General features: G+C 43.5%; 22 protein-coding genes. 11 read left to right on the plus strand and 11 right to left on the minus strand.

The window, feature by feature from the left end:
• Positions 1-78: 78 nt before the first annotated feature.
• On the minus strand, positions 79-1,536 hold the full coding sequence (locus MHI27_RS05825; RefSeq protein WP_405175802.1) for a methyl-accepting chemotaxis protein: 1,458 nt from the start codon (positions 1,534-1,536) through the stop codon (positions 79-81).
• Positions 1,537-1,968: 432 nt separating this feature from the next.
• On the minus strand, positions 1,969-2,730 hold the full coding sequence (locus tag MHI27_RS05830; protein WP_042185482.1) for a DeoR/GlpR family DNA-binding transcription regulator: 762 nt from the start codon (positions 2,728-2,730) through the stop codon (positions 1,969-1,971).
• A gap of 209 nt (positions 2,731-2,939) precedes the next feature.
• Here MHI27_RS05830 and MHI27_RS05835 point away from each other — a divergent pair, with 209 nt between their 5' ends.
• From MHI27_RS05835 to MHI27_RS05860, 6 genes are read left to right on the plus strand one after another with little or no spacing between them, the layout of a single operon-like run.
• Entirely contained in the window at positions 2,940-3,692 is a 753-nt protein-coding gene (locus tag MHI27_RS05835; protein WP_339269226.1) for an ABC transporter ATP-binding protein, read from the plus strand.
• Positions 3,685-5,304 carry an ABC transporter permease subunit gene (locus tag MHI27_RS05840; RefSeq protein WP_405175803.1) on the plus strand — a complete coding sequence of 540 codons (1,620 nt, stop codon included), beginning with the start codon at positions 3,685-3,687 and terminating at the stop codon, positions 5,302-5,304. The genes MHI27_RS05835 and MHI27_RS05840 overlap by 8 nt, the downstream gene beginning before the upstream one ends.
• A 47-nt stretch (positions 5,305-5,351) precedes the next feature.
• Positions 5,352-6,353 carry an extracellular solute-binding protein gene (locus tag MHI27_RS05845; RefSeq protein ID WP_076284032.1) on the plus strand — a complete coding sequence of 334 codons (1,002 nt, stop codon included), beginning with the start codon at positions 5,352-5,354 and terminating at the stop codon, positions 6,351-6,353.
• Positions 6,354-6,375: 22 nt separating this feature from the next.
• A complete protein-coding gene (gene phnW / locus MHI27_RS05850) occupies positions 6,376-7,470 on the plus strand; it encodes a 2-aminoethylphosphonate--pyruvate transaminase (RefSeq protein WP_405175804.1) in 1,095 nt (364 codons plus the stop codon).
• Positions 7,467-8,282: a phosphonoacetaldehyde hydrolase gene (gene phnX / locus MHI27_RS05855; protein ID WP_405175805.1), complete on the plus strand. Its 816-nt coding sequence runs from the start codon at positions 7,467-7,469 to the stop codon at positions 8,280-8,282. Before phnW ends, phnX begins: the two co-directional genes overlap by 4 nt.
• Positions 8,272-9,627, plus strand: a complete 1,356-nt coding sequence (locus MHI27_RS05860) for an aspartate aminotransferase family protein (protein ID WP_405175806.1) — start codon at positions 8,272-8,274, stop codon at positions 9,625-9,627. Before phnX ends, MHI27_RS05860 begins: the two co-directional genes overlap by 11 nt.
• Before the next feature lie 177 nt (positions 9,628-9,804).
• On the opposite strand, the gene MHI27_RS05865 is transcribed toward MHI27_RS05860, so the two are convergent.
• A complete protein-coding gene (locus MHI27_RS05865; RefSeq protein WP_405175807.1) occupies positions 9,805-10,860 on the minus strand; it encodes a UvrB/UvrC motif-containing protein in 1,056 nt (351 codons plus the stop codon).
• 169 nt (positions 10,861-11,029) lie between these two features.
• On the opposite strand from MHI27_RS05865, the gene MHI27_RS05870 reads away from it, so the two are divergent.
• The gene (locus tag MHI27_RS05870) at positions 11,030-11,776 is read left to right on the plus strand and encodes a hypothetical protein (protein ID WP_339269237.1); all 747 of its coding nucleotides are present in this window, start codon (positions 11,030-11,032) and stop codon (positions 11,774-11,776) included.
• A gap of 140 nt (positions 11,777-11,916) precedes the next feature.
• On the opposite strand, the gene MHI27_RS05875 is transcribed toward MHI27_RS05870, so the two are convergent.
• Both MHI27_RS05875 and MHI27_RS05880 read right to left on the minus strand, forming a co-directional pair.
• Complete coding sequence (locus tag MHI27_RS05875; RefSeq protein ID WP_076298380.1) at positions 11,917-12,888, minus strand: S-layer homology domain-containing protein; 972 nt, start codon at positions 12,886-12,888, stop codon at positions 11,917-11,919.
• A gap of 86 nt (positions 12,889-12,974) precedes the next feature.
• A complete protein-coding gene (locus MHI27_RS05880) occupies positions 12,975-13,766 on the minus strand; it encodes an SDR family NAD(P)-dependent oxidoreductase (RefSeq protein WP_042185493.1) in 792 nt (263 codons plus the stop codon).
• Between the two features lie 176 nt (positions 13,767-13,942).
• Here MHI27_RS05880 and MHI27_RS05885 point away from each other — a divergent pair, with 176 nt between their 5' ends.
• Both MHI27_RS05885 and MHI27_RS05890 read left to right on the plus strand, forming a co-directional pair.
• Positions 13,943-15,922, plus strand: a complete 1,980-nt coding sequence (locus tag MHI27_RS05885) for a GTP-binding protein (protein WP_405175808.1) — start codon at positions 13,943-13,945, stop codon at positions 15,920-15,922.
• A 6-nt stretch (positions 15,923-15,928) separates the two neighbouring features.
• A complete protein-coding gene (locus MHI27_RS05890) occupies positions 15,929-16,453 on the plus strand; it encodes a GNAT family N-acetyltransferase (protein ID WP_405175809.1) in 525 nt (174 codons plus the stop codon).
• A 66-nt stretch (positions 16,454-16,519) separates the two neighbouring features.
• Here MHI27_RS05890 and MHI27_RS05895 read toward each other — a convergent pair whose 3' ends face one another.
• The 5 genes from MHI27_RS05895 to MHI27_RS05915 all read right to left on the minus strand — a co-directional run bounded on the left by MHI27_RS05895 (position 16,520) and on the right by MHI27_RS05915 (position 21,809).
• On the minus strand, positions 16,520-17,398 hold the full coding sequence (locus tag MHI27_RS05895) for a DUF3298 and DUF4163 domain-containing protein (RefSeq protein WP_042124758.1): 879 nt from the start codon (positions 17,396-17,398) through the stop codon (positions 16,520-16,522).
• A 1-nt stretch (position 17,399) separates the two neighbouring features.
• Positions 17,400-17,906, minus strand: a complete 507-nt coding sequence (locus MHI27_RS05900) for an RNA polymerase sigma factor (RefSeq protein WP_405175810.1) — start codon at positions 17,904-17,906, stop codon at positions 17,400-17,402.
• Between the two features lie 58 nt (positions 17,907-17,964).
• Entirely contained in the window at positions 17,965-19,839 is a 1,875-nt protein-coding gene (locus MHI27_RS05905) for an acyltransferase family protein (RefSeq protein WP_405175811.1), read from the minus strand.
• Positions 19,840-20,027: 188 nt separating this feature from the next.
• Complete coding sequence (locus MHI27_RS05910) at positions 20,028-21,113, minus strand: stalk domain-containing protein (RefSeq protein WP_076284041.1); 1,086 nt, start codon at positions 21,111-21,113, stop codon at positions 20,028-20,030.
• Positions 21,114-21,245: 132 nt separating this feature from the next.
• Positions 21,246-21,809, minus strand: a complete 564-nt coding sequence (locus MHI27_RS05915) for a CGNR zinc finger domain-containing protein (protein WP_042185500.1) — start codon at positions 21,807-21,809, stop codon at positions 21,246-21,248.
• 168 nt (positions 21,810-21,977) lie between these two features.
• Between MHI27_RS05915 and MHI27_RS05920 the strand changes: the two genes are divergently transcribed.
• Positions 21,978-22,472, plus strand: coding sequence for a DinB family protein (locus MHI27_RS05920; RefSeq protein ID WP_042185502.1), 495 nt, complete (start codon positions 21,978-21,980; stop codon positions 22,470-22,472).
• Positions 22,473-22,551: 79 nt separating this feature from the next.
• Here the strand turns inward: MHI27_RS05920 and MHI27_RS05925 are convergent, their stop codons facing one another.
• Positions 22,552-23,445, minus strand: coding sequence for a helix-turn-helix domain-containing protein (locus MHI27_RS05925; protein WP_405175812.1), 894 nt, complete (start codon positions 23,443-23,445; stop codon positions 22,552-22,554).
• A gap of 174 nt (positions 23,446-23,619) precedes the next feature.
• Here MHI27_RS05925 and MHI27_RS05930 point away from each other — a divergent pair, with 174 nt between their 5' ends.
• Entirely contained in the window at positions 23,620-26,982 is a 3,363-nt protein-coding gene (locus MHI27_RS05930; RefSeq protein ID WP_405175813.1) for a DUF5107 domain-containing protein, read from the plus strand.

Here is a 26,982-nt window from a genome sequence, read left to right on the forward strand (position 1 = left end):
ACAAATAAAGCCATCTACTTCGTGAGGAGTAGATGGCTTTTTCTTTTGACTGAATGGTATTGAAACAAACAGTTGTATCTATGAAGATCTCGTTAAATTGTCTAACTTAATAGCTAACTCATTTAGATTGCTGATGCTAATCACCGTTTCAGAAACATGTTGTTGCTGGACCTCAGCGCTAGCGAGGACTTGTTCAATAGCTGCGGTATTCTCTTCGGTAATTGCAGCCACTGAATTAACTTCGCCCAGTACAAGGGTGGATGCATGCCGGATATGATCGCTCCTATCCTTCAGGTCTTCTGCTTGTTCAAGCACTTGGTGTGTATTATTTCGGATACCCTCGAATAATCGAGCGATATCATCAGTGGAATTTTTCCCTGATTCTACAACTAGCAACCCGTTAGAAACCATATCACCAACCTGTGCAATATTATTTTGAATGCTTCTGAGAATCCGGGCAATGTCCGCGGATGCATTGTGGGAGCTCTGTGCCAATTTTCGGATTTCATTGGATACGACTGCGAAACCTTTGCCGTGTTCCCCCGCATGAGCGGCTTCAATGGAAGCATTTAGCGACAAAAGATTTGTCTGCTCAGCAATTCCTACGATGCTGGAAACAATCGATTCAATCTTCTGATTTTCTTCATTCATTTGTGTCATCAAGCCAGCAGTACTCGTTACGATATCCGTAACTTCAGACATAGTTCCAGTTAAGCGAATGATTTCATCTTGCCCCTCTTGCGTAATTTGATCCGTTTCACGGCTTCTATTGCTCATGGAGACGGAGGCAGCATTTGCCTGCATAGCTGATTCGTTTAACTGCTGCATAGCATTTGAGATATCGCTAACACTCTGTGCTTGTGATTCTACTCCACTAGCTATCTCTTGGAAGGCGGTTACGACTTCTTTGGAAATTCGATCTGTTGTCAGTACGTTGTTATGCATTAGATTACTAGATTGACTCAGAACTCCTACGGATTCAGTAACACCTGTAAGGATAGTCTCCATTTCCGCTCTGGCATGTTCAGCTTCGTTGCTGCTCTTAGACATATTTTTGAACATTTTCGCACCAATCTGACTCTGATAGATCAGAACCAGTATCATCATGATGAGAAAAACGTTAACACTTAAGGCATCAACGGATTCGAAAGCGGGTTTGGTCATTAGAAAATAGTTGAGTAAGATACAAGCTATCACACCATTAAGGAGCAATGGGCGATAGTTGTGATAGAGGGATACGATGCCTAGACCCCAGTATAGAATTAACGTACTAATGATATTTGCCCCTGCATCGATGTAGAAGTATGTAATGATATTAAAGCCAATAGCTGTTATGTACATAATATAGGATGTAGCCACACGTTTCCAAATTAGTACCGTACACAATAATCCAAGGGGTACCGCTGCTGATATAATCGCCATGATTGTTTGTGGAAATCTGTAAAGCGAAATTGAACCGAACAACAAACAGCCCCAAAACAAGTAAATAATTAATTTGTTTCTCTTGTGTAACTCGGACATCTGATTCAAGGGCATATTCACACTCCATAATGTATTAGTACTTCTGATTTTTTAGTTTAAGAGATTCCTGAAATGCTGTCTATGATGTTAAGTTCGGGGATGTTCGGAAAAATGATGTTTGGGAGAGTAATTAGGGAAAAACTCCCTGAAAAAAGCTGATATTTGCATAAAATCAATGGAATTAGGGAATTCCTCCCTGAAAATTAGGCAAATATCTACATTTACCAACGAATCACCTGAATTATAGGGAGGTTTTCCCTAATTAGTAGTCTGATGCGTATAAATCTCTGATATATAGGGAGAAATTCCCTAATTATCATCAACGCATCAGGTAAGTGTCAATGATTCTAAAAAACACAAAAATCCCCTAGGTAAAATGGAGTTACCACCACCATTTCAAATCCAAGGAGAGGCCTTTTTGTGTTTTTAGATGGATGAAGAAAGTCTTTATTCCGCAATTATCAAGCTCGTGCGTTTGGTTTTAAACTTCTGGAGGAAGCTTCGATCTATATTACGGTCGGTAATAATGTACCCAATTTTATCGAGTGAGGCGATGCCGATGGTCACATCTTTCCCGAATTTAGTATGGTCAGCAGCAACATAAACTTCTTTGGAGAGATCGATAATTTTTTTGCGCGTTTGCGCTTCCTCCAGGTTATAGTCGGAGATGCCTTTTTCAAGGGTAATGCCGCTTGCGCAAATAAAAGCCTTAAGGATATTTAATTCACTGAAATTAAATAGATAATCATATGCAATGACAGACTGCTCATTTAGTCGGACCTTTCCGCCAATGATAATAAGCTCAACCGCACTGTTCATCAGCTCGTTTACCACAGGAATGGAGTTCGTAATGACCGTGAGATTCTTTTTATTCTTGATATATTTGGCGATCTGATAGGTGGTAGAGCCGCTGTCCAGATAGATGCAATCCCCATCGTTGATATATTCGCTGCACTTTTGGGCGATCATTTTCTTTTCCTCTAAGTGACCGACCATCCGCGCATCCATTGGAGATTCAGCAAACTCCGATTCCACCAGTTTAATTCCACCATAAATCTTCTTGATCTTCCCTTGCTTGTCCAGCAGGTTGATATCTCTGCGAAGGGTATCGATAGAAATATTAAGCTCTTCTGCTAGCTCCGGCAGCTTCTGAACCTTTTTGAACATTAAGATTTCTATGATTTTCTTTTGTCTTTCCAGTGGAAACATGTAATCACCCATTCAAAGTTTATATCGCTTTCGATAGTTGAAGTATAAAGGGATTAATATAGGGTAGCAACTACTCCTTTATAAGTTAGTCATGATATACTTATAATATACTCACAACTTATTTATAATTTACATACATTTTACGTAACTGTTTATCCTCAAAAACAAAACCTTTTTATACTGAGGTTGTACTTGAGGAGGTGGAACCTTTGCTTAAATTACAAAACATAAGCAAGCATTACGATAACAAGGTTGTTCTAGAGGATATTAGTCTAGACATCCAAGCAGGGGAAATTGTCTCCTTACTCGGCCCCAGCGGGAGTGGCAAAACCACCTTGCTAAACATCATCTTGGGACTTTCAAAGATGGAGCAGGGGCAAATCATTTTTAATGATCAAGATTTAAGCAATGTACCCATGAAGAAACGCGGATTTAATATAGTGTTCCAGGATTATGCGCTCTTCCCCAACCTTAATGCTTACGAAAATATCGTTTATGGTCTGAAAAATAAAAAGGGATTAACGTCGGAGCATGAGGTTCAGGAGTATATCGAGTTTCTGGAATTAAAGCCGCATTTAACGAAGAAGATCGGCGCTCTATCGGGTGGGCAGAAGCAAAGGGTGGCTTTGGCAAGAACGCTCGTAATGAAGCCCAAATTACTACTGCTCGATGAACCTCTAAGCGCACTGGATGGAATCATCAAGGAATCTATTAAAGCTCGGATTAAATCCATCGCCAGAGAATACAAGCTTACGACGATTATCGTCACCCATGACCCTGAAGAAGCGTTAACCCTGTCGGATAAAATTCTCATCATTAATCAAGGTCATATTGCCCAATTCGGAACACCTCAAGAGATCATTCAACAACCCAGCAATGATTTTGTAAAAGAATTTATTCTGGGGCAACTGCAAGTGAAACGGGAAAATATCTATAACCTGTTCGGTGAACATTATGCCTAAAGCTAAACCGGAAATGCGGATCATTTTTATCCCAATCGTATTGTTATTTATCGTTTTCCTGATCTTGCCACTGGCAGTTTTATTTATCCGCTCGTTTGAAACGGGCCAAGGTTATTCGGTATCCAATTATCTCACCATTCTGGCAGATCAAGAGATTCGAGAGTCCATCGGAAATAGTATGAAGGTCTCCGGTGTTACGGCACTCATCACGACGGTTCTAGCTTTTATCCTAGCCTATTCTATCCACTGTACAAGAATCTATCGCCCGTTAAAAAGCATCATTAGAACTGGAATTCTGATTCCTATGCTGCTGCCTACGATTACTTATGGGTTTGCGATAATGTACTCTTTTGGCAACCAGGGACTGATTACTAAAATCTTCGGACGGAATTTATTCGAGATTTATGGATTTAATGGGCTGTTGATAGGCTACGTAATTTATACCTTACCTTCTGCTTTCCTGCTGATTCATAATTCGTTCAAGTACATTGATAAAAAGTTCATCGTCGTATCCAAGCTTATGGGGGATGGGACGTTGCGAAGCTTCATGAACACGATCGTTCGGCCTTTGTGGGGCACTTTGGGAGGGGCGTTTGTTCTTTCTTTTATCCTAAGCTTCACGGATTTTGGGATCCCTGCATCGGTGGGGGGGACGTATAACGTGGTTGCTACTCAGCTGTATCAGGTCATGCTTGGGGCTATACCGGATTTTAACAATGGGGCAGTTATTGCTGTACTGATGTTAATACCGGCGGCGTTCGGGGTTGTGCTGTTAACGTATCTTGAAAAATTCAATTTCCATTATGACAAGGTGACTGAAATCGAGATGATCCCGAATAAAGGCAGAGATTCGGTTCTTGGACTAATCTCATCCGTGATTCTAATCGGTCTACTAGCTGTATTTGCAGTCATGTTCGTTGCACCACTGATGAATGGCTATCCTTATGATCTTACGTTTACATTCAAGCATTTTGTGGATGTTTTTCAATCAAGCGATTTAATCAATGTATATAAAAATTCCTTGCTCGTAGCAGGACTGACGGCAATCGTAGGTACGATCGTGGCTTATGCTGCGGCTATCATCAATGTGCGAACGCCTATAAAAGGGAAAGCGACCTTTGACATCCTATCGATGGTGACGAACACGGTACCGGGTATGGTCCTTGGTCTGTCGTATCTACTTCTGTTCAATAACAGCAGTCTCAAAGGAACCTTTACGATTCTTGTGCTCTGTACCCTTGTTCATTACTTTACGACTCCTTATTTGATGGCAAAGAACTCTCTGGCGAAAATGAATCCATCGTGGGAAACCACTGCTGAATTATTAGGTGACAGCTGGCTGCAGACGATCCGCCGGGTCATTCTACCGAACTCTGCATCCACGGTGATCGAGATGGTCAGCTACTATTTTATCAATGGGATGGTGACCATTAGCGGAATTATCTTTCTAGTGACTGCCCAAACCTCGGTAGTTGCCAGCAAAATAAAAGAGCTGCAGCATTTCGCCAAATTTAATGAGGTGTTTGTCCTATCCATCCTGATCTTTTGCACCAACCTTATCATTAAGCTCCTAGGTGACTATTTCCAGAAACGGCAATCAAACTCTCGTTAGTTAACGATTTTAAATATAAAAAAACCAGTTAAAGTGAGGGAGAAATTATGTCTAAGAGAATTAAGGGATTCAAAGGAATTATGTTGTCTATCGTGGCTTTGAGTTTGGTGTTCACATTAGCAGGTTGTGGAAATAAAGCAGCGGGTGATGCGAGTAAAGTAGTGATTTTGACCAATGCGGATGAAGAAGCTGTAGCCTCTATGGAGACTGCGCTAAAAGGTGCGGGGTACGAAGGGCAATATCTCTTTCAATCCTTGGGCACTTCTGAGCTGGGTGGAAAGCTGATGGCAGAGGGAGACAAAATTGAGGCTAACCTGATCACGATGAGCTCTTATTTTGTAGAAAGTGCGCAAGAGAAACATGGCATGTTTAAAGATCTATCGTTTACGACTAACGCGCTAGATTCCTATCCAGCGTACTATACGCCGATTTTGGCGAATACCGGTGCTATTTTTGTAAACACAGCGGTGCTTAAAGATAAGGGCTTGGCGATGCCAACGTCCATTAAGGATTTAACAAAACCAGAATTTAAAGGCTTGGTATCTGTTCCGAACATTATGGACTCTTCGACAGGCTGGTTGTTGGTTCAGGCGATTATTTCGCAATACGGGGAAGAAGAAGGTAAAACGGTTCTGCATGATTTAGTTGCTAATGTAGGCCCACATCTGGAAAGCTCCGGTTCCGGTCCGATTAAAAAGGTAAAAGCAGGAGAAGTGGCTGCAGGCTTTGGACTTCGTCATCAGGCAGTATTAGCTAAAGAAGAAGGCGCACCGATTGACTATGTAGATCCAACGGAAGGTAACTTCTCGCTTACAGAATCCGTAGCCGTGGTGAAAAAAGATGATGCAACAACAGAGCTGGCTATGAAAATGGCAGAAACGATTATTAAAGATGCTAGAAAAGACTTAATTACAAATTACCCAGTGGCTCTATATAAAGATGAAACGGTTAGTGATATCCATAAGCCTGCACACAGTATGAAATTTGTTAAGCCGTTGACTGTGGAACTGCTGGAGCAACATCAACAATTCTTTAAAGAAAATAAATAAGATTAGAAGGAGTGTTAGGGCCATGAACAACTATAAACTGCTGACACCCGGTCCCTTGACAACTACTAACACGGTCAAAGAGCAAATGCTCTTTGACCGTTGTACTTGGGACCAGGACTATAAGAACATTACACAACAAATCAGATCCAGACTTCTGGATTTGGCAAGGGCAACGAACGATGAATATACGACAGTTCTCATGCAGGGTAGTGGTACGTTTGCAGTGGAATCTGTGCTGACTACGGCGATTTCAGCGGATGATAAGCTTTTGATTATTACAAACGGTGCCTACGGAGAACGTATTGTGCAAATGGCGCAATATATCGGACTCCATTATCGTGTGTATAGTACCCTATATAATGAATTCCCCCAAGAGGCAGAGCTTAGAGGGATTCTTATAGAGGATCCAGCCATTACGCACATTGCGATGGTGCATTGCGAGACGACGACAGGGATTCTTAACCCGCTTGAGATGATCTCACAACTGGCAAAAGCCTACGATAAAACATTAATTATCGACGCGATGAGCAGCTTCGGTGGAATAGAGATTGATGTACCTGGGCTTGAAATTGACTATTTAATCAGCAGCGCCAATAAATGTATTCAGGGTGTTCCGGGATTTGGGTTTGTCATTGCAAAGCTGGATAAGCTGCTCACATGTAAAGGGAATGCACGTAGTCTATCACTTGATCTATACGATCAATGGAAGGCGATGGACGCGGATGGGAAATGGCGCTATACGTCTCCGACCCATGTAGTGGCTGCATTTTCGAAAGCGATTGAAGAACTGATCGAAGAAGGCGGCATTCCTGCAAGGGCAGCAAGATACCAGAATAATAACCGCATACTGAGAGAAAGACTTGCGAGAATAGGAATAGAGGCGTATATCACAGACGATAAGCAGTCTCCTATTATAACCACCTTTCTTTTTCCGAACGAGACATTCAGCTTTGAAGATTTCTATGAATATGTGAAAGAAAAAGGCTACGTCCTCTACCCAGGCAAATTAACGGAGCACGACACCTTCCGGATTGGGAATATTGGTGAGATTTACGAAGAAGATATTCAGAACTTATGTAATATTATCGAAGCATACATGGGAGGAATGACACAATGAATCAAGTCGAAGGCGTAATTCTGGACTGGGCAGGAACAGCGGTAGATTTTGGCTGCTTTGCACCGGTGAATGTTTTCCTTGATATTTTTCGGGAAGCTGGGATTGAAGTTACGATGCAGGAAGCTAGAGCCCCTATGGGGATGCTGAAAATAGATCATATCCGTGCGATGTTATCCATGCCAAGAGTAGGTGCCTTGTGGGAAGGAAAGTATGGCAGAGCTTTTACTGAACAGGATGTAGAGAACCTGTATGCTGAATTCGAACCGGCCCTGATGGCATCCTTATCCGAATATACTGATCCGATTCCGCAGGTTATTGAGACCGTCCAAGTGCTCAGAAGCCAGGGGCTAAAGATTGGTTCGACCACTGGATATACCCAATCCATGATGGATGTTGTAATTCCGAATGCCGCTGGGAAGGGCTATCAACCGGATTATGTAATCACGCCAGATGGAACGCATTCACTGGGAAGACCTTACCCGTATATGATTTATCATAATATGGAAGCTTTAAAGCTATCGGCAGCATGGAAGGTTGTTAAGGTAGGCGATACGATTTCAGACATTCAAGAAGGTGTTAATGCAGGCGTCTGGTCCGTAGGTGTAATCATTGGAAGCTCTGAAATGGGCTTAAGCCAGGAGGAATTTAATGCACTTTCAGACGTGGAGAAGGAAACGGTGATCTCAGCGACACAGACCTCTTTTATTCAAAACGGGGCAGACTTTACGATTCAATCGATGAGTGAGCTGCCTCAGCTGATTGGGCGAATCAATGTACTGATTTCTCAAGGAATCAGACCTTATGCGAGATAATCATGAGCTGAAAAGAGAAGGTGACATCAACTTTAGCCCCTTGCGGACAGAGTGGATGACCCAGTTAAGCGCTGTGAGTATAGATAGGATCGAAGCGGACGAGCGTGCATATATGCGACAATCCATGTCAACGCCATGCTTGAACAGTATCGTAGATGCTGAGGGATGTTATATCACAGATGTGAATGGACACAAATATCTTGATTTTCATGGAAATAGCATTCATCAGATTGGCTATAAGAATCCTTACGTAACTGAAGCTGTGAAAAAACAGCTCGACGAGCTACCGTTCATTCCAAGAAGATTTACGGCAGATATTGCGGTGAAAGCTGCAGAAGCTTTAATCAACAAAACGACCTCAAAGGACTATAAAGTATTATTTACGCCTTCCGGAAGTGCAGCTGTAGGTCTGGCCCTTAAGGTTGCTCGCAAATGGACGGGGAAGCATAAGGTCATCTCCATGTGGGAGTCCTTCCATGGCGCGGGGCTGGACACAATCGCTGTCGGAGGAGAATACGTGTTTAAAAAGGACATGGGCCCGCAAATGCCAGGAATGCTGAAAGCCATTCCTTTTAACGCATACCGTAACCTGCTGGGAAGTCATTCCCATGAAGCAGTGGCTACCTTCTGCCTCGACTATCTGGAATATATGATTCAGCATGAGGGAGAGATCGGGGCGATCTTACTTGAGCCTATTCGGGCGACGGATACGCATATCCCGCCTATCTCTTATTTCACAAGATTAAGAAAAATATGTGATGAATATGGGATTCTGCTGATTTTTGATGAGATTCCAACAGCGCTGATGCGAAGCGGAAAGTTCTACGTCCATCAGAATTTCGATATCGAACCGGATATCCTCGTGCTCGGAAAAGGGTTAGGTGGAGGGGTGATCCCGCAAGCAGCGGTGCTTACCAGAACGCAATATGATTGTGCGGGGGATATTTCTTTGGGGCACTATACCCATGAAAAACCGGCGTTAGGAAGTGCAGCGATCTGTGCCACCATCGATTATATCGATGACTTAAATCTGCGGGAACAATGTATCAGCAGGTCTGAATTTGTAAGAGGGAAGCTTGAGACTCTGTCGGCTAAACATCTTTGCATAGGAGATGTCCGTATTGCTGGACTACTGATTTCTATTGAACTTGTGAAGTCCAGAGAGACTAGAGAGAAGAATGAGGAATTAGCTGAGCGAGTACTGTATTATTGCTTGGAGAAGGGTCTTTCTTTTAAATTGGCAGGAGGGAACTGCATCACCTGGCATCCTCCGCTTATTGTATCTGAAGAGCAATTAACTTTTGCTGTTAATCTTCTGGATGAAGGATTGTGTAAATATAGTTGAGAGATAGGCAAGCTTCAAAACAGGTTTCTTCCGCTCCGTACATGGGGGGAGAAACCTGTTTTGTCGTCTAAGGAATGAAGGACCTGCTCTTTTTGGGTAAGTTTAGAGTAACAGTTGAGCCAATAGATGAGATGAAGGGGACGGAAGTCCAAACATTCACCGCAGTTACAAGGTAGATTAATTATACGAATGGGCTGGAGCAGCATTTAAAAAGATACGCAACAGCTCGTCCACCGCAGTGTCTAGACGGGAATGATTGTTAGCTGCAAGCCAATCCTCTTGCACGATGATGTAGCTGCAGGAGCTGCTTTTTAAATAGCTGTATATAATTTGTGCTTCGTCAATTTCATGGCGAGTAATTGCTGCCGGGGCCTGGTTAAGTTCACCGCAGAAAGTGTCCATAATCGCTGATGTTATAACGGCTTGCAGGTAGGTAATATCGGGTTGAGCGTATTCGAGCTTAGTATGCGCCAGGATGCGATTTCCTTTGAGTAATATGAGTTTAAGCGTCTGTTCATCCATGGCCTCAAGGATCGCGATATTCTGATTCTCTGCAGCGAATTCGATAACCTTCTCTTTGTGATTCAGGAAGCTGATGGCTCCGATGTAATCCCTATATTTGGCGGCGGTTTCGAAGTCAAATTGCTCTGCAGCTTCAGTCATCTGTTGCTCCATCTCCACAAGGAGACTGGAATCCGTTCCGTTTAGTAGGGCTATGACTTTATCAATGATTGTATTATATTGAACGGCAGCATCGCCGCCAGCACACATCCCTATGCATAAGCCAAGCGAATGGTTTAGGCATAAAGAATTTTTGAAGCTTGGATTGCTGCAAAGGATTTTTGAGCTTTCCTTGATGCCTTGCACGGCTCTTTCCACGGTACTTCTGCTCGTGTAGGGGCCCCAAATATGGTTACCTTTTTGAACAGCAGGATCATAGGTAATCTCTAACGAAGGCATTTTATCATCCGTTCCTATTACGATATACGTATAGGCTTGCGGATTTTTCATTTTTCTATTGTACATGGGCTTTATTTCTTTAATTAATTTGCACTCCAGCATAAAAGCTTCAAATTCGGTATCTGTAAGGATAATATCCAAATCTTTAATATGTCGAACGAGCTGTTTTACCTTTGGGGAATGAGACTTCGAGTTTTGAAAATAGGATTTCACTCTCCGTTTCAGCTGTTTCGCCTTACCCACATATATAATATGGCCAAGGCCATCCTTCATGAGATACACGCCGGGAGTCAGGGGAAGGCTTTTAAGTTTTTCTGTTAAATGAATAGTAACCCCGCCCTCTCATAAGAGTTGTTTGACTGATAGTTTTAGTATAAGCCTGCAACCTTCATTTGTTCAAATCAGTCTAAAGAGCGAGGGATCAAAAACGAGGAGGGATCTTATGTACTTCGCAAGAAATATCGGTGGTTTGGCGCTGATAGCAGCTATGTTATGGCTTACAGCATGCAGAGGAACGCCAGAAGCGGGAACGGAACCGAAGGTGACCCCAGAACAGACGCAAATGCAGATGCCTGAGCAAACGCCAGAGCAGACACAAACTGCACAACCAGCGGCTACTACGGAGCCACTACAGGAGACGGAGCCATCAAGCACGGATCAGCCACTGGATCAGGAGGGACTTCCGCCAACTGTAGAGGAAGCTGCGACGACAGTCATAAGGTCTATTAAAAATAAGGATATGAAGCAATTGGCCGCATGGGTACATTCAGATAAAGGGTTACGTTTTTCTCCATACGCATACGTAGATACGAAGAATGATCTTGTATTCAGCAAGGATGAAGTGGAAGGATTAATGAATGACTCTACCAAAAGAGTCTGGCGAACATTTGCTGGATCGGGTGATTTAATTGAGCTGACATTCGCAGATTACTACAAGCGGTTTGTCTACGATGCAGACTTCATTCAGACGGCCGAAATTGCTGTGAACAAGGGGCTTGGGCAAGGTACAACGATCAATAACTTGAACGAAGTGTATCCCAAGGAGCAATATGATTTCGTTGAATATCATATTACTGGCATCGATCCTTCTGTCGAAGGGATGGACTGGCGCAGCCTGCGTCTAGTTTTCGAGAAGATTGGAGAGGATCATGCACTAGTAGGCATTATTCACGATCAATGGACACCCTGAGAAGTAAGAAATTCTTATTAGTCCTTGGGTAGTTTAGAACATGGGGGAGAACCCAAAAAACGAAGGTGCCTCAGTAGCCATTTTACGGCTTTTGGGGCACCTTCGTTTGATTCGTTCCATAAGAATCGAGTCCGGAGCTTTTATTGCGTAGCGCTAGAAGAATAAGATGTAGATCCGGATACCGATTTAGCGATCGCTTTATATCCCTCTGGCAGATAAGTGACAACAGATGCTTTTGAGATCACCTGTGCGTACATTTTGCCTGGATCAGGAGCAGTCACATTAAAATAAATCACAGCGGTCTTGTCTTTGCCAAATTCGATTCGCTCAATCACTAGTCCATATCCAGAATGCGGTAAGTTGTTAACGGTCAATGTAGCCTTGTTTACTCCTTCACCCGCTTTGGTTAGTGTAACCTCAGTCTCATAGGTTGGAGTAGTAGGGCTGCCATTAGACACAATTACGCGTTTGGCAAAAGCAGCTGCATCGTAGGTCATCGCGGCTGCTTCCGAACGGGTAATGGCATCATTTGGCCGGAAATTACCGTTCTTATCGAGTGTGGCGATATGTGTATTCAACAGGATCTGGAGACTATTTATAACCTCTGTAGAAAGTTTATCGCCATCCTTAATGTCTACATACATGAGTGTAACCGGGAAGTTACCTTTACTTTGCAGTGCTTGCGTCAATAAGTGAGCGAACTGAGCACGGGTGATGGTTCCGTTAGGATCTACTGTTCGATCAAGTGAAAGACCATTTTGCTTGGCAGTCAGGAAGGCTGAAGCATACCAGGATTTGTCGTTCACCTTATCAAAATAATCACTAGCTTTGGATGAGCTGTTACCCGCCTCTGGCTTCGGAGACAGATTCAGACCCCCAACGATGAACTGAATCCCTTGGGCAAAGCTTACTTTAGATTTAGGCGCGAACTTATCTTTGTCTACTCCATTTATAATCCCCTCTTTATGCAGGGAGTTAATTTTTGCTTCCGCAGGATCACCTTTCAAATCCGAAAAAGCAAAAGCGGATGCTCCAAATGACAGGCTTGCTGCTAGAATACCGCAGGCTATCGTCATTGTTTTGACATTACTTATGAATAATGATTTCTTCATTATGCGTCACCTCCATACTCTTAGATGGTAGATTAGACCAAAATGTTGCAGGTAATTTAAAATATTATAAAGATTCAAGTAAAACGTTATCCGCGAAGGAGTGACTCGGCACCATCTACATAGATCTCAGTTCCTGTGACATGGAAAGACTCATCCGAGGCGAGAAATAATACTAGATTGGCTACTTGTTCAGGTTTACCGGGCGCATCTTCCAGAGGATGATTGCCTTTCGGAAATTCTACAGGAATCTTCACTTCTTGAAGATCATCGCTCTTATCCGTATTATCTCCAATTTGAGTGTCGATCGATCCAGGACAGACCGCATTTACGCGGATACCGTATTGCGCCAGCTCTAGCGCAGCCATTTTCATAAAAGCGACTTGTCCAGCCTTGGAAGAGGAGTACGCAGCAGCGCCGATGTTCGAGAACACTCGATTTCCGTTAATAGAGCTAGTGATAATGATGCTTCCGCCATTTTCTTTCATATGGGGGATAGCATATTTTACTGTTGCAAAGGTACTGCGTAGGTTGGTATCTAGCGTCTGGTCCCAATCTTCGATTTCTAGTGTTTCTATTGGAGCCCATGTACCATTAATGCCAGCATTCGCAAAAATAATATCAATCTTCCGAGCCTCATCCGCAACCTTACGAATACTTTCTTCGACAAGACCTGGATTGGAAACATCGCATTCGATAACTGTAGCTGTTCCTCCAATGGATTCAATTTCACGTTTAGTTTCATAGGATTCCTCAGGGGTGCGATCAAGCATATATACCTTAGCTCCGTGCTGAGCAAACCTTATGGCTGTAGCTTTTCCAATACCGGACCCTGCGCCTGTGACTACTGCAACTTTATTTTGCAATCGTTGATCTAACATGATGAATTTCCTCCTTGGCGTTAGACTTCTTACTTAGTAATTACATACCCGGCATAGCTGAATTTAACCAATTTAGTAGGAGGGTGGAACAACAAGGAGGGATGTATTACTATGAGACATAAGGATGTGTACAATATAAATTTAGATCAATCTAGCTCATGATAGGGGTACTATAGATGATTCAACAGCAGGGAGCAGAACGGATTAATGTGGGGATATTTGCCCATGTGGATGCCGGCAAGACAACAACAACAGAGCATATTTTGTATGAAAGCGGTCGCATTCGAGCGCTCGGCAGTGTAGACAGTGGGACAGCATTGACGGATTCTATGGATGTGGAGCGGCAACGAGGAATATCCGTTCGGGCGGCATTAGCTTCTTTTGAATGGAAAGGTGTGCAGATCAACCTCGTTGATACACCAGGACACGTCGATTTTCTGTCAGAAGTTGAACGGTCTTTGCGAGTGATGGATTGTGCGGTGCTAATTTTGTCGGCGGTAGAGGGTGTGCAGGCTCAAAGTGAGATGATCTGGAACGCGCTGAGGAAGCTGGGAATACCGACGCTTATTTTTATGAACAAAATGGATCGTGTAGGTGCAGACCCTGAGGCTGTGCTGGCCCAAGCGAGAAATTATTTATCTAGTGATATCATTCCTGTTCAGCAACCGATAGGCAAAGAGCAGGAGTACATAGAAGCTATTGATTTATGGGGAAGTGATACTGATCCAGCTGCACAGACAGAATTATTAGAGGCATTGGCTGAGCGGGATGAAGACCTGCTAGAGACGTATATGTCAGGTAGTTCGATTGATCTTGCAGCTTGGAAAAAATATATGAAGACAGCTTCCGCTTCAGGACGCTTCTTCCCAATGGTTTATGGTGTTGCCGCCAAGGGGCTTGGCATTACTGCATTGCTGGACGCGATGGTTGAGTATTTTCCGAGAGCTAGTGGCAATGTTGAGGGGCCGGTGTCCGGCATTGTCTACAATATTCAGCGTGATAAAAGCATGGGGCGAATGGCGTTTGTCCGCCTTTATGAAGGAACGATCCGTAACCGCGATACGGTAATGAACTACACGCAGAATATTCAGGGAAAAGTGACCCAGATCCGCAAGGTCGAGGGTGGTCGTACTGAGGATGTCGGATCGCTTGAAGCGGGGGATATCGCTGTAATCTATGGTCTTTCAGGAGTACGGATCGGAGATGTACTCGGTCATCCGGAGGCGATTCCGGAGGAGGCGAAGCTGGCTGTACCGCTGCTAACGGTGCGCGTATTCTGGGGAACCGATATGGATGACCATAAGGTTATCGGAGCATTGCAGGAGCTGGCGGATGAAGATCCGCTCTTGGATGCGCAGTGGCTGCAGGATGAGCGAGAGCTGCATATCAAAGTAATGGGACCTATTCAGCTGGAGATTCTGAATAGTGTTCTGGAGGAGCGGTATGCGCTGAAGGTTACCTTCGGTCAGCCTTCTGTTATCTATAAAGAAACGCCAGCCTCTGCTGGGGAAGGCTTTATCGCTTATACGATGCCGAAGCCGTGCTGGGCGATTCTGCGGTTTCAGATAGAGCCCGGACCTCCTGGCAGTGGTTTAGTTTATGATTCGGTAGTGCGGAGTTCCGATCTGCTGCCACAATATCAGAGCGAGACCGCACGCCGTGTACCAGAAGCCTTGCAACAGGGCTTGTACGGCTGGGAGGTTACCGATCTTAAAGTGACCTTAATCGAGGGACAGCATCATGTATGGCATACCCATCCGCTAGATTTTGCCGTAGCGACTCCTATGGGGATTATGGATGGACTCGCGCGGGTAGGCACTAAACTACTGGAGCCGATTCTTCAGGTTCGTATCGTTGTCCCTGAGGAGAATGGCGGCCGAGTGATGAACGACCTGGTTCAGATGCGCGGCACCTTCGAGCCACCTGTGCTGCAAGGCGAGCGGATGATCATCGAAGGCCGTCTGCCACTGGCAACGTCGCTCGATTATCCGGTTACTTTAAGCTCCTACACGAAGGGGCGTAGCACGTTTACTTCTTTTTTTGCCGGCTATGAAGAATCTCCGCCAGACGTATCCGCTGAGCGTACCCGCCGGGGCGTGAATCCATTAGATCAGGCGAAATATATATTAAGCGTGCGAAAGGCGCTGCAGGGGTGAGATAAAATGAAGATCAGAGAAGCAACAGCTAGTGATATAGACGGGATCGCTTTCGTCCACGCTACGAGTTGGAAAACCACGTATAAAGGACTAATATCAGACGAGTTTCTTGATAATTTCACAGTAGAAGCTAGAAGGAAGCGCTGGATTCAGAATTTTGAAAATCCCAATAAAGACGAGGTAATGTATGTTGCTGAAGATGAGTCTGGGATGATCATTGGCTTTGCAAATGGAGGGGCGCGAAGAGAGCCGGATCTCTACGATGCGGAGCTTTACGCACTTTATTTGCTTAAGGAACACCAAGGAAAAGGTCTAGGGAAGCAGCTCATAAGAAGTGTAGCACAGAATTTATTGAAGAAAAATTATAGCTCGTTCATGACTTGGGTGCTGGTGGGCAATCCGGCGATTCATTTCTACCACAGCGTTGGGGGAGAGTCTATCTCAAGTATAGAAGTTAAGATAGGGGATGAATTATTAGAAGAAATAAAAATAGGATGGCAAGACATTAGAGGCATAGGGATTGATGAATGACTTTTCACGCAAAAAAAGACTCATAAGGGATACAAAACGCATACCCCTTATGAGTCTCATAATGATTTATTTAATGTACGTACGGCTGACCAGAACATCTGCAATAACATCTGTTGGAATGATGAATTCTCTAACGCCCATGTAGCCAGGAGCCACATCATATTTGTTAAAGGAAATAACCAGCTGGTACTTATCGTTGATATAGAAATCTTGATCTTTAGCTATATTTTCAAATTGATAAAAAAGGTCTTCATTGGGTTCATCTGTTGAAATCCAGTAGAACATATCTTTATCTGCTTTCATTTGGGAGCGCATCTGTTCCTTAATATTTTCACTTATGATACTGATATATCGATCATCCTTAAATAACATAGGCAGACTTAGCAGGATTTGATTCTTCTTGTCTATCGTATCGTGCTGCATTGTGGTTGACGATGAACCTACGGTATTTACCACGTATCTGCTAATAGCAAATAGCTCAGCATTGTCCGTTTTAACCTCAAAGCCTGTATCGACCCCTAAATGACCCTCTCCGGATTGCTTTAAAGACTCCATCTCTGCTTGAAACTCATCATATAGTTTTTTGTTTTCTTCGAGATATTTTTCATTCAGAGTCGATTCCAGCTCTTTATTCTCTAGGTTAGTAATGATGGGGACCTTTATGTCTGCATTATAGGTCTGCTCATCCACTTTGTATTCTCTAAAAGTTAGCACTTTAACAATACTGTCTACACCAGGTATAGCGGAGAAGGCATTGGCAATGTTAACATTGACATTAATCCCAATCACGAAAAATAGGGCTGCCGCACAAACTCCAGATATCCACTGGTAACGTATTCTTCTTATCTTCCTTTTCTTTAATGCTTTACTTACAACGAAATCTAATTCCTCAGGAATAGGGAGTTTGTTATAATCTTCTATAATTTTTTTGATTTGGTTATCCATTCTAATTGATCTCCTTTGAGGATTCTTCCTGCATGTTGACTCTTAATAACTGGAGTGCTTGATATAGTCTAGTCTTTACTGTATTGACGTTTTCATTTAATACTTCCGCAACTTCCTCGATCTTTAAATCTTCGATATATCTAAGGACGATGACATTTCGATACTTAAGGGGTAGATCATCCAGCGATCTTTCTAAATCAATATCTGGATACACGTCTACCGCACCAGGCATAAAAAAGTCGAGTGCTTCATCATCTACCGGTTGAACTCTTTTATGTTTCCTCAGAAAATCTAGAGAGGTAGTTACTACGATTCTAAACAACCAACTCTTTACGGATTCTGGTTTTTTTAGCAACCCTATAGAGGAGAGAGCTTTATAAATCGAATCCTGAACAACATCTAATGCATCCTCTTTGTTCTTCACATAGCTGTAAGCTAGACGGTATATGTTCTCCTTGTTATCTGTAATACAAAGAGTGAGTAATTTCTCTTTATTCCTCTTAAGCATATTCGTAAAACCCTTCTCTTTTTATATTGCGTAGCTTTAGTTTGTTAGATTACTATTCTCATTGATTCTCCTTTTGTATGGCTTTAGCTACAAGTGCGGCATAGGATTTGGCACCTTCTCGTTTTAGATGAACGCCATCCTCATAGAAGTAAGAGTCCTTTCCTTCGCTTGAGGAATGCCAGTCTACAACCATAGCATTGGGGAATTCTAAAGCCACTTTCTTAAGCAAAGTATTCACAGTATTTTGCCATTTTTTCGGTACACGTGTGTTTACTAGTACGACTTGCTGAACATCTTCAAGTGAAATAAGTAATTTCCGCAATTGATTGGAGTTAAAAGCTCCGTTCGTACCTAGATTAATGATCACTCGAGTGCCAAGTTTCCCCTTCGTCCTAAGTTTATCGACCACTTCTTGTGCCTGTGACATCTGCCTGCCTACCTTACCATCGATAACAATGCCTGGCAGAAGTTCTTGTAGATAAGGAGCAGCATCGAGGATTACGGAATCACCTATCGCAGTAACACCTTTACCTGCTTCTTCTACCTGAGGCTGAGGTTCTGGCTTCTTCAGTGGATCTACTGGTACTGGTACAGGCACAGGTGTTGGTACATTTTGAGGGGGCACTAGTGTGACCTTATGTTCATTCTTATCGGGATTAGTAATAGTGCCTGTATTCGGATCTGCGGATATCTTAGTATCCAAGTTGCTACTGCAGGATATGGACAATATGATTAACGGGACTACAATAAAGATGAATAAGGGTCGAATCTTGAATTGCAGACGAATGCTTAATTTCGTACACCATCTTCCTAATAAACCTTGACGAATAGGTTCTTCGATATATTTCCACGATAGTGAGGCTAATAGGAGGCTAACTCCCAGCTGAAAAAGAACACGGAAACCATCGAACCCACCTGTATCTACTGTAGGATTAGTTAGAATGATGACTGGATAATGCCATATGTAAATACTATAGGAACGTACGCCAATCCAACGCAAGGGCTTGCAACCCATGATTTTAGCTAGTCGGCTCGCAGGATGTGCGAGTACAGCTATTACAATTGCGGAAAGGATCGACACTAGAACCAAGCCGCCATAATAAAGAAATTGTCCGTACTCATTCGTCCGCCAAATCATAAGAATGAGGGTGATTAATCCGATTGCACCACTGAAGTCAAGGATATAGCGAGATCTGCGTGAAATCTTATCGGTCAAATTTTGACTCGGCCATGCTAGAGCGAGAGCGGCTCCAATCAGTAGAGCAAAAGCTCGAGTATCAGTACCATAATAGACTCGGCTTGGGTCAACTCCAGGTTGATAGATTAGCGCCATAGCAAGTGCCGAGAGGAATGCCCCTGTTAGACACATCACAATGAGTTTACCTCGCTGAGGTGCAAGGCGTAACCCTACAATAATAACCAATGGCCAAATGAAGTAGAACTGTTCCTCAATAGCGAGCGACCACAAATGACCTATAGGAGAAGGAGGTCCAAAGCTCTCGAAATAAGATACATCGTGAAAAATAAGCCACCAGTTATTGAAGTATAACGTTGAAGATATAAAGTCCCCTTGTAATGCTGCTAATCGTGAACGATCGAACACCAGAAGCCACATAGCAGTGACAAAAAGCATGACAAACATAGCAGGCAATAGCCGTCGCGCTCGTCTGATCCAGAAATCTTTAAGGTCGAACCGTCGGTCTTGCTTCCACCTTTGGATGATTTGATCCGTGATCAGATATCCAGACAGAACGAAGAATATTCCGACCCCTATAAGTCCTCCTGGAGCCCAATTGAGGTCGAGATGATACGCGATAACTGCGATCACAGAGAGTGCTCGAAGTCCATCTATTCCCGGCATATAACGCCTTCTAGTCGTGGAATTGTCAGGTTCTAAAGAGTTAGTCGGTGGTGTAACCTTGATTTCTTTCATGGTAGTTCATTCCTTCGTCATCAGTTGTCTTATGTCAGCAAGACGTATGACTAACTTAAAAAAGTTCTTAACTTCTCTTGGTAAATAAAGGAGTGACCATGAATGGATCAGAAATCGGTACACAAGTGCCTATGAATTTAAAAAGGCATTCTAGAACAAAAAATCATTCTGGAATGCCATTAGCCTAATTAGCCGTTCTTAATTTCCACACGTAAAATATCGGTAACCATTTTAACCGGAACGTATATCGTATCGTTCTTTAGGATAGGAGCAGTACCTAAAGTGACAGGTGCCATTTTGGCAAAAAAGTAAGAATCTTTACCTAAGGTAACATTTGTCCACTGTGCACCTTTCTTCAGCTCAGCTGAGCGCGACGTTTGATTCCACTTGATTTCATATCCTAAACGATTCGCCACATCACGTAATGACACCATTGAAACCCCATTAGCATTCTTAAATGTAGCTATTGTACTTAAATCGAGCTTCGGGTTGTTCGTAATATGGGTACTGAAACGAAATTCAGGAGTTCCCATGGCGCCTGGAGCAATACTATATTTAGGGAAGAGGATGACAACCTCACCATTTTCAATATAAAAACCTTGTTCTTCGTCGATCCCTTTGAAATCCTCAATAAAATAGTTCTCAGGCTCCTCATTGATCTTCGCAAGGATACCGGCATTCAACTTTTCCTTAAAGTCGTTTCCAAAGAAATCTGACAAGGCAATCCGCTTCGCTTGTTTCGTATTAAATACATTGTATGTATCTACACGAGGCATACCCGTTCCACCAGTTTCACCTTGAGAAGTAACGACAAGTGATATCATTCCAGAAGGGTTATCCGTTTTATTTTCCTTTAAGTCATAAATAATATTTAGCTCATATGGGCGATACTCAAAACCAGCCTTTTTAGCGTCTGCAGCTGCTTCAGTTGCATCCTTTTCCCAAAGAGCAAGGTCTTTCTGCGCATTAGAGAGAATGATACTGTTGATCTCTTCCTGAGCCTTCGTATCCAACATACCTACGATCTGTGGCACTTTAATATTTGTATTCAGAAGCTCCGTTGAAGATGTGAGAATTACTTCTTTGATTTGGATTCCAGTGTTATTGATGGTGGAAATCGGTACAGCTGAAATCGGGGCATTGATGGCAGGCTTAGTCGTGTTCACTGCATCAGCAAAAGCAGTGCCATTCATTGGTAACATGCCAGCGCTTATTCCCACAACCGTTAATCCGACTACACCAAACTTCAATACGTTAAAAGGGCTCTTTTTCATTGTTTGTTCACGCTCCATTAGTTGTAATAAGTGTGTTATTAGCGCACTTACTAGCAAGACGTATTAGGAGTGTTGAAAAGTTTGGGGGGGATAAATGTTGATCGAAATTCGTCATCCCGCAAGAGTTAATAGTCACTCCGAACCCTTTTCAGCCTTCTTCCGCGCCCGGAACCGCCGCACCTTCATGAGGTTGCCACAAGCTTTATCATCGCAGTACCGCTTAGAACGGTTACGTGTATCATCATAGTACACCCAGAGACAATCAGGATTCTCGCAGATACGGAATCTTGAGGGTTCTTTTTCAAGCAAAGCCTCCGCAAAAGACGCCGCTATCTCCGCCATCACCTGCTCCCAACCGCTATGTAGTGGCAATAATGAAATCTCCGCTTGCTCGGCACTTTTCCATACCATTCGCCGCGTAACAGGACCCTTGTCCATATAGATATTGAGCTGCTTCAGCATTTCTCCATCCATCGATTTTCCTTGTACAATAGCCTGTACCCAGTCCCATAGTAGGGATCGAAGCTTCTTTAGCTGTTCCAGTTCTATCGTATTCGGCAGCTGTGTTTCTAGCAGAGCATGCTTCTTCAGCCATTTCGCAATCCACTCCGGATCTTCGAGTTCATCCCGATCCTTGTTCTTATCTCCTGTTCGCCAATCCCGCCAGTAACTATTAATGAAATCCTCCCACAACACGTCCTGTTCATCCTTTCCGCACAACTCTCGATTAAAACGATTGTAACAGTTAAAATTGTGATTAGCTAGTTACTTGATCGAACGCTGGAAATATGCTACATTTCTAATGTAACCACTATATGATGGTTTAAGTAGTTACATAATTCAGTTAGTATTAGGAGGTTGAACATGCAAAATAAAATCAGTGAGGTTCTGCTGCAAAATTGGGATTATTGCATGGATATCGAGGATTGGGCCCCGCCATTAAGTGATGCACTGGAAGGTGTGGACAGTAAACAGGCACTTTGGAAGCCAGAGGGGAGTACAGTCAATTCCATCTGGGAGACGGTTAACCATCTAACATATTATAAGGTGCGTTTGTTGCGAAAGTTAAAAGGTTTGCCCAAACAACCTGATGCTGAAAGCAACGATGATACCTTCACTGTAACAACGGAAGGGGAAGAAGCATGGTCGAAGGCCGTTGCAGACCTGAAAGACGTGCACGCTGCTCTTAGAGAAATCATTGAGGCGTTGGAAGAAGGCGCATATGATTGGGGTGGTTCGGGTCATGCCCCAGGGGAAGAGGTAATGAGTCTTATCCTGCATGATTCATACCACACCGGACAAATTATTATGCTTCGTAAACTGCAAGGCTCCTGGGTTTCCAACCGTAGTTTTAATTAGAACCTCTACAATAAAAATATAAGCCACACTCCACTATACTGGTTTACCTGGTGCAGCGGTCGTGTGGCTTTTCTTTATTTTAACCTTTTGGGGTGCTTCGATATTGAGTCGGCGAGCATCCCATTATTTTTTTGAACAATCTAGAAAAGTAGTAGGGGTCCTGCATCCCGATAGCACTAGAGATTTCTTTAATATGTAAATCGGTTAATGCTAGCAGTTGACTGGCACGCTGCATTTTGAGGCGCAGATAGAATTCAATCGGGGGAACCCCGGTTTCTTGATTAAATAGATAAATTAGATGCTGCTTCGATAACCCCATATGCTTCGCTACATCCGGGAGTGAAATGGAGCTGTTGATTCGATCTGTCATGTAGCGAATGGCTTGCTCAAGATAACGTTCGTTCTTTTTATCTTGCTCAGAGTTCATGGTACTCAATCCCACGTGGCTGATCAGATGACGAATGCACTGAGACACATAGATATGATTACGCATGGCATAAGGCTTATCCGATAACAGGGCATAACATTGCTCGAAATCTTCGATCCATTGGGTATGAAGGTTCAGTGTAAAGGTTAGCGGCTCTACGTCCATGGCATAAGTTTGAATCAACGCAGCGGCATGCGTTCCTTTTAGATGCATCCAGTAGATCGTCCAGGGATTCACATCTGAAGCACCATATCGATGGGGTGTTCCGGTAGGAATGACAGCTAATTGCCGTTCTTTTATTTGGATCAGCTTATTGTGATGACTCTCCATCCACCCTTCACCCTCTACGCAATATATAAGAATATGCGAGTCACATCCTTGTGGACGCTCTCGATAATGAAACTTCGCTCTTGGGAAGCAGCCAATGTCACTTACATAGAAGGAATTTGTTAACGGATTCTCATGTAATTCATTCATCATGAAATCGGGCAGCACAAAAAGCTTCTGCTCATCGAAGCCATCCGGCTTTAATGAGATATCTGTCATGATAACCCTCCTTTTTAAGAACATAATTTATTTATTTGAAATAACAACCAATTCATAAGGAGAATATTATTTTTAGGATAAGAATATTGTCCATCAGTTACAGATTATCGTCAATTGTTTAAAAGCGCATACAACGATAAATTAGAGCTATATCACGAAGGAGGAGAGAACGAAATGAGTATGAAAGAGCCTTCTGCAATCTTAACGAACAGCGTCCGCATATGGGAGGAAATGGTTGAAATTCCTACCTATGAAACAGGTGAACCCGATAAAAATCCAATGTTCCTCGAGAAGCGAGTCTATCAAGGCAGCTCGGGGCGAGTATATCCACATCCTGTGGTTGATAAAATTATGGATGAGAAAGAAATGAAATCGTATCAGATGGTAATGCTCGAAAATGAATATGTACGCATCGAGATCATGCCTGAAATTGGCGGCCGTATCTATCGTGCTCTGGATAAGACGAACAATTATGATTTTGTTTACTATAATCGCGTGATTAAACCTGCGCTTGTTGGTCTGACAGGACCATGGATTTCAGGTGGAATTGAATTTAACTGGCCGCAGCATCATCGTCCGAACACGTTTGGCCCTGTGGAGCATGTAATTACGGAGAATGAAGATGGCAGTGCAACCGTATGGGTGAGTGAAATTGACCGGATGTATGGAACGAAGGTCACAACGGGCTTCAGGCTGCATCCTGGAAAAGCCTATCTCGAAGTTACAGCACAGCTATATAACCGAACTTCGGAGCCACAAACCTTCTTATGGTGGGCAAACCCTGCGGTTGCAGTCAATGACCATACGCAATCGGTATTTCCACCGGATGTCACAGCCGTATTCGACCATGGTAAGCGTGATGTGTCCAGATTCCCTATTGCAACAGGAACGTATTACAAGATGGACTATTCCGAAGGCGTAGATATTTCACGCTATAAAAATATTCCTGTTCCTACGTCATACATGGCGTACAAATCCGATTATAATTTCGTGGGTGGTTATGATCATGGGGTTGAAGCGGGTCTGCTTCACGTAGCGAATCACCATGTATCCCCAGGTAAAAAGCAGTGGACTTGGGGGAACGGCGAATTTGGTCAAGCGTGGGACCGTAATTTAACCGATGAGGACGGACCCTATATTGAATTAATGACAGGGGTATTTACGGATAATCAACCGGATTTCACTTGGCTCCAGCCGTATGAAGAGAAGTCATTCACACAATATTTCATGCCATATAAGAACATCGGTGTTGTGAAAAATGCTTCTATTGATGCCGCCGTTAATCTTGAGGTGGATGAGACTTTATGGACTGCCACTGTGATGGCCTATGGAACTTCGGTATTCGAGGGAGCGGTTATTGAACTTAGAGGACAGCATAGAACGTACGTGAAAGATACCGTTACGCTCTCTCCAGAATTAACCTATAAATCTGTCATTACGTTAGATAAAGTGGATCAGCCGCATCACTTAATCCTAACGGTGTTTGATGTGAACGGAAACAGCCTCATATCTTATCGTCCAGCGAAGCCTAGCATTGAACAGGTTCCAGATGCAGCCAAGCCACTTCCACTACCGGAAGAATTAAAAAGCACAGAGCAGTTGTATTTGGCTGGAGTTCACTTGGAACAATACCGTCATGCTACGTTCGAGCCAGGGCATTATTATGAAGAAGGCTTAAGAAGAGATGCATCCGATATTCGGCTTAATGTGGCTTATGGGACACTGCTGCTTCGTCGAGGATTGTTCAAGCAAGCGGAAAATCATTTCCGTACGGCTATACGATCGCTGACTTGGCGCAATCCGAATCCATATGATAGTGAAGCATACTATCAGCTTGGTGTAGTTCTCAGACTGCAGGATCGCAAGGAAGAAGCATTTGCTGCCTTCTACAAGGCGGTATGGTCTGCAGCATTTCAAGACAGTGGATACTATGCATTGAGTCAAATTGCTTGTGAACGTGGGGCGTATGAAGAAGCGTTGGAACTCGCAACTAGAGCTTTGGCACGTAACACAAGAAACTATAAATCAAGACATGTAAAAACAGTACTTTTACGCAAGCTTGGACGTTACTCTGAGGCGATTACATTCGCAGAGGAGACATTGAAACTAGATATCGCGGACTTCGGGGCAGCGTATGAGAGAGTGCTTACGCTTACATTGCTCGGGCGACAAGAGGAAGCAGCTGAGGCTCAGATGAAGCTTGCACGGTTCATGCGAAACGATGTGCATAACTATTTAAATCTAGCTTCCGATTATGCAGGTAGTGGATTGTTCGCGGAAGCTGCACAGGTGTTAGAGCAAATTCGTAGGACATCGAATGAACCCAATTATCCGATGGTGCATTACACATTGGCTTATGTACACGAGAAAATGGGCCGTGAGGAAGAGGCGACAGCGCAGCTTCAGCTTGCTCAAGCAGCATCTTCTGATTATTGCTTCCCGAACAGCTTGTTTGAGCTGCAGGTATTAGAAAGCGCGATTGCCTGCAATCCGCTAGATAGTAAGGCTCATTATTATCTAGGAAATCTATTCTATGATAAAAAACGTACCGACGATGCCATTCGCCATTGGGAGCAATCCGTCGCGCTTGATGATCGTTTCCCGACGGTTCATCGTAACCTTGCGCTTGCTTATTACAATAAGCGTAATGATGCTGAGGCTTCCTTGCAGTCACTTGAACAAGCTTTCCAGTGCAATACGAATGATGCGAGAGTATTCTACGAGCTGGACCAATTGTATAAGAAGATGGGTGTTTCTGCTCAGGAGCGGATGGCAAGACTGCAGCTGCATATGGAGCTGGTGGAGAAGCGGGATGATCTATACCTTGAATATGTGACCTTACTGAATTTGCTTAGCAAGTATGAAGTTGCTTTGTCAGTTCTATTACGACGCCAATTCCATCCATGGGAAGGTGGCGAAGGGAAAGCTACGGGGCAATATGTTTTGGCGCTTGTTGAACTGAGTAAGCAGGCGAATCAGGTAGGCCAATATGAAGAGGCTATCTCATTATTAACACGTGCGCTTCATTATCCAGAGAATTTAGGTGAGGGTAAGCTCGATGGTGCGCAAGAGAATAATGTGTATTACGAGCTTGGTGTGGCTTATAACGGATTAGGCAAGATGCAAGAAGCTGCACGACACTGGGCGATTGCGTCTCAAGGCTTGAAAGAACCAGCCAGCGCGATGTACTACAACGATCAGCCGCCAGAAATGATCTTCTATCAGGGCTTAGCATGGGTACAGCTGAATCATCCGAAGGAAGCGAACCGGCGTTTTAATAAGCTGATCGATTTCGCAGAAAGACATCTCTTTGATGAGGTGAAGATTGATTATTTTGCCGTATCCTTACCTGATTTCCTCGTATTTGAGGATGATCTGAATAGACGAAATCAAATTCATTGCTTGTTCATGATGGGTTTAGGTTTATTAGGCTTAGGGAAAATGGCAGAAGCGAAAGAACGATTTGAAGAAGCGTTGCACTTGGAGCCGAACCATCAGGGAGCTCGAATTCACAAGGCGATGTGCTTGGAATCATAA

Source organism: Paenibacillus sp. FSL H8-0261, assembly GCF_045040645.1.
In the GTDB taxonomy this organism is placed as follows: domain Bacteria; phylum Bacillota; class Bacilli; order Paenibacillales; family Paenibacillaceae; genus Paenibacillus_AQ.

Excerpts from the sequence above, each read along its gene's own strand:
- phnX (WP_405175805.1), top strand. The coding sequence starts at position 7,467 with ATGAATCAAGTCGAAGGCGTAATTCTGGACTGGGCAGGAACAGCGGTA.
- MHI27_RS05830 (WP_042185482.1), bottom strand. The coding sequence starts at position 2,730 with ATGTTTCCACTGGAAAGACAAAAGAAAATCATAGAAATCTTAATGTTC.
- MHI27_RS05885 (WP_405175808.1), top strand. The coding sequence starts at position 13,943 with ATGATTCAACAGCAGGGAGCAGAACGGATTAATGTGGGGATATTTGCC.
- MHI27_RS05895 (WP_042124758.1), bottom strand. The coding sequence starts at position 17,398 with ATGGATAACCAAATCAAAAAAATTATAGAAGATTATAACAAACTCCCT.
- MHI27_RS05860 (WP_405175806.1), top strand. The coding sequence starts at position 8,272 with ATGCGAGATAATCATGAGCTGAAAAGAGAAGGTGACATCAACTTTAGC.
- MHI27_RS05910 (WP_076284041.1), bottom strand. The coding sequence starts at position 21,113 with ATGAAAAAGAGCCCTTTTAACGTATTGAAGTTTGGTGTAGTCGGATTA.
- MHI27_RS05920 (WP_042185502.1), top strand. The coding sequence starts at position 21,978 with ATGCAAAATAAAATCAGTGAGGTTCTGCTGCAAAATTGGGATTATTGC.
- MHI27_RS05900 (WP_405175810.1), bottom strand. The coding sequence starts at position 17,906 with ATGCTTAAGAGGAATAAAGAGAAATTACTCACTCTTTGTATTACAGAT.
- MHI27_RS05890 (WP_405175809.1), top strand. The coding sequence starts at position 15,929 with ATGAAGATCAGAGAAGCAACAGCTAGTGATATAGACGGGATCGCTTTC.
- MHI27_RS05870 (WP_339269237.1), top strand. The coding sequence starts at position 11,030 with ATGTACTTCGCAAGAAATATCGGTGGTTTGGCGCTGATAGCAGCTATG.
- MHI27_RS05930 (WP_405175813.1), top strand. The coding sequence starts at position 23,620 with ATGAGTATGAAAGAGCCTTCTGCAATCTTAACGAACAGCGTCCGCATA.
- MHI27_RS05840 (WP_405175803.1), top strand. The coding sequence starts at position 3,685 with ATGCCTAAAGCTAAACCGGAAATGCGGATCATTTTTATCCCAATCGTA.
- MHI27_RS05880 (WP_042185493.1), bottom strand. The coding sequence starts at position 13,766 with ATGTTAGATCAACGATTGCAAAATAAAGTTGCAGTAGTCACAGGCGCA.
- MHI27_RS05865 (WP_405175807.1), bottom strand. The coding sequence starts at position 10,860 with ATGAAGGATGGCCTTGGCCATATTATATATGTGGGTAAGGCGAAACAG.
- MHI27_RS05925 (WP_405175812.1), bottom strand. The coding sequence starts at position 23,445 with ATGACAGATATCTCATTAAAGCCGGATGGCTTCGATGAGCAGAAGCTT.
- MHI27_RS05875 (WP_076298380.1), bottom strand. The coding sequence starts at position 12,888 with ATGAAGAAATCATTATTCATAAGTAATGTCAAAACAATGACGATAGCC.
- MHI27_RS05845 (WP_076284032.1), top strand. The coding sequence starts at position 5,352 with ATGTCTAAGAGAATTAAGGGATTCAAAGGAATTATGTTGTCTATCGTG.
- MHI27_RS05825 (WP_405175802.1), bottom strand. The coding sequence starts at position 1,536 with ATGCCCTTGAATCAGATGTCCGAGTTACACAAGAGAAACAAATTAATT.
- MHI27_RS05905 (WP_405175811.1), bottom strand. The coding sequence starts at position 19,839 with ATGAAAGAAATCAAGGTTACACCACCGACTAACTCTTTAGAACCTGAC.
- phnW (WP_405175804.1), top strand. The coding sequence starts at position 6,376 with ATGAACAACTATAAACTGCTGACACCCGGTCCCTTGACAACTACTAAC.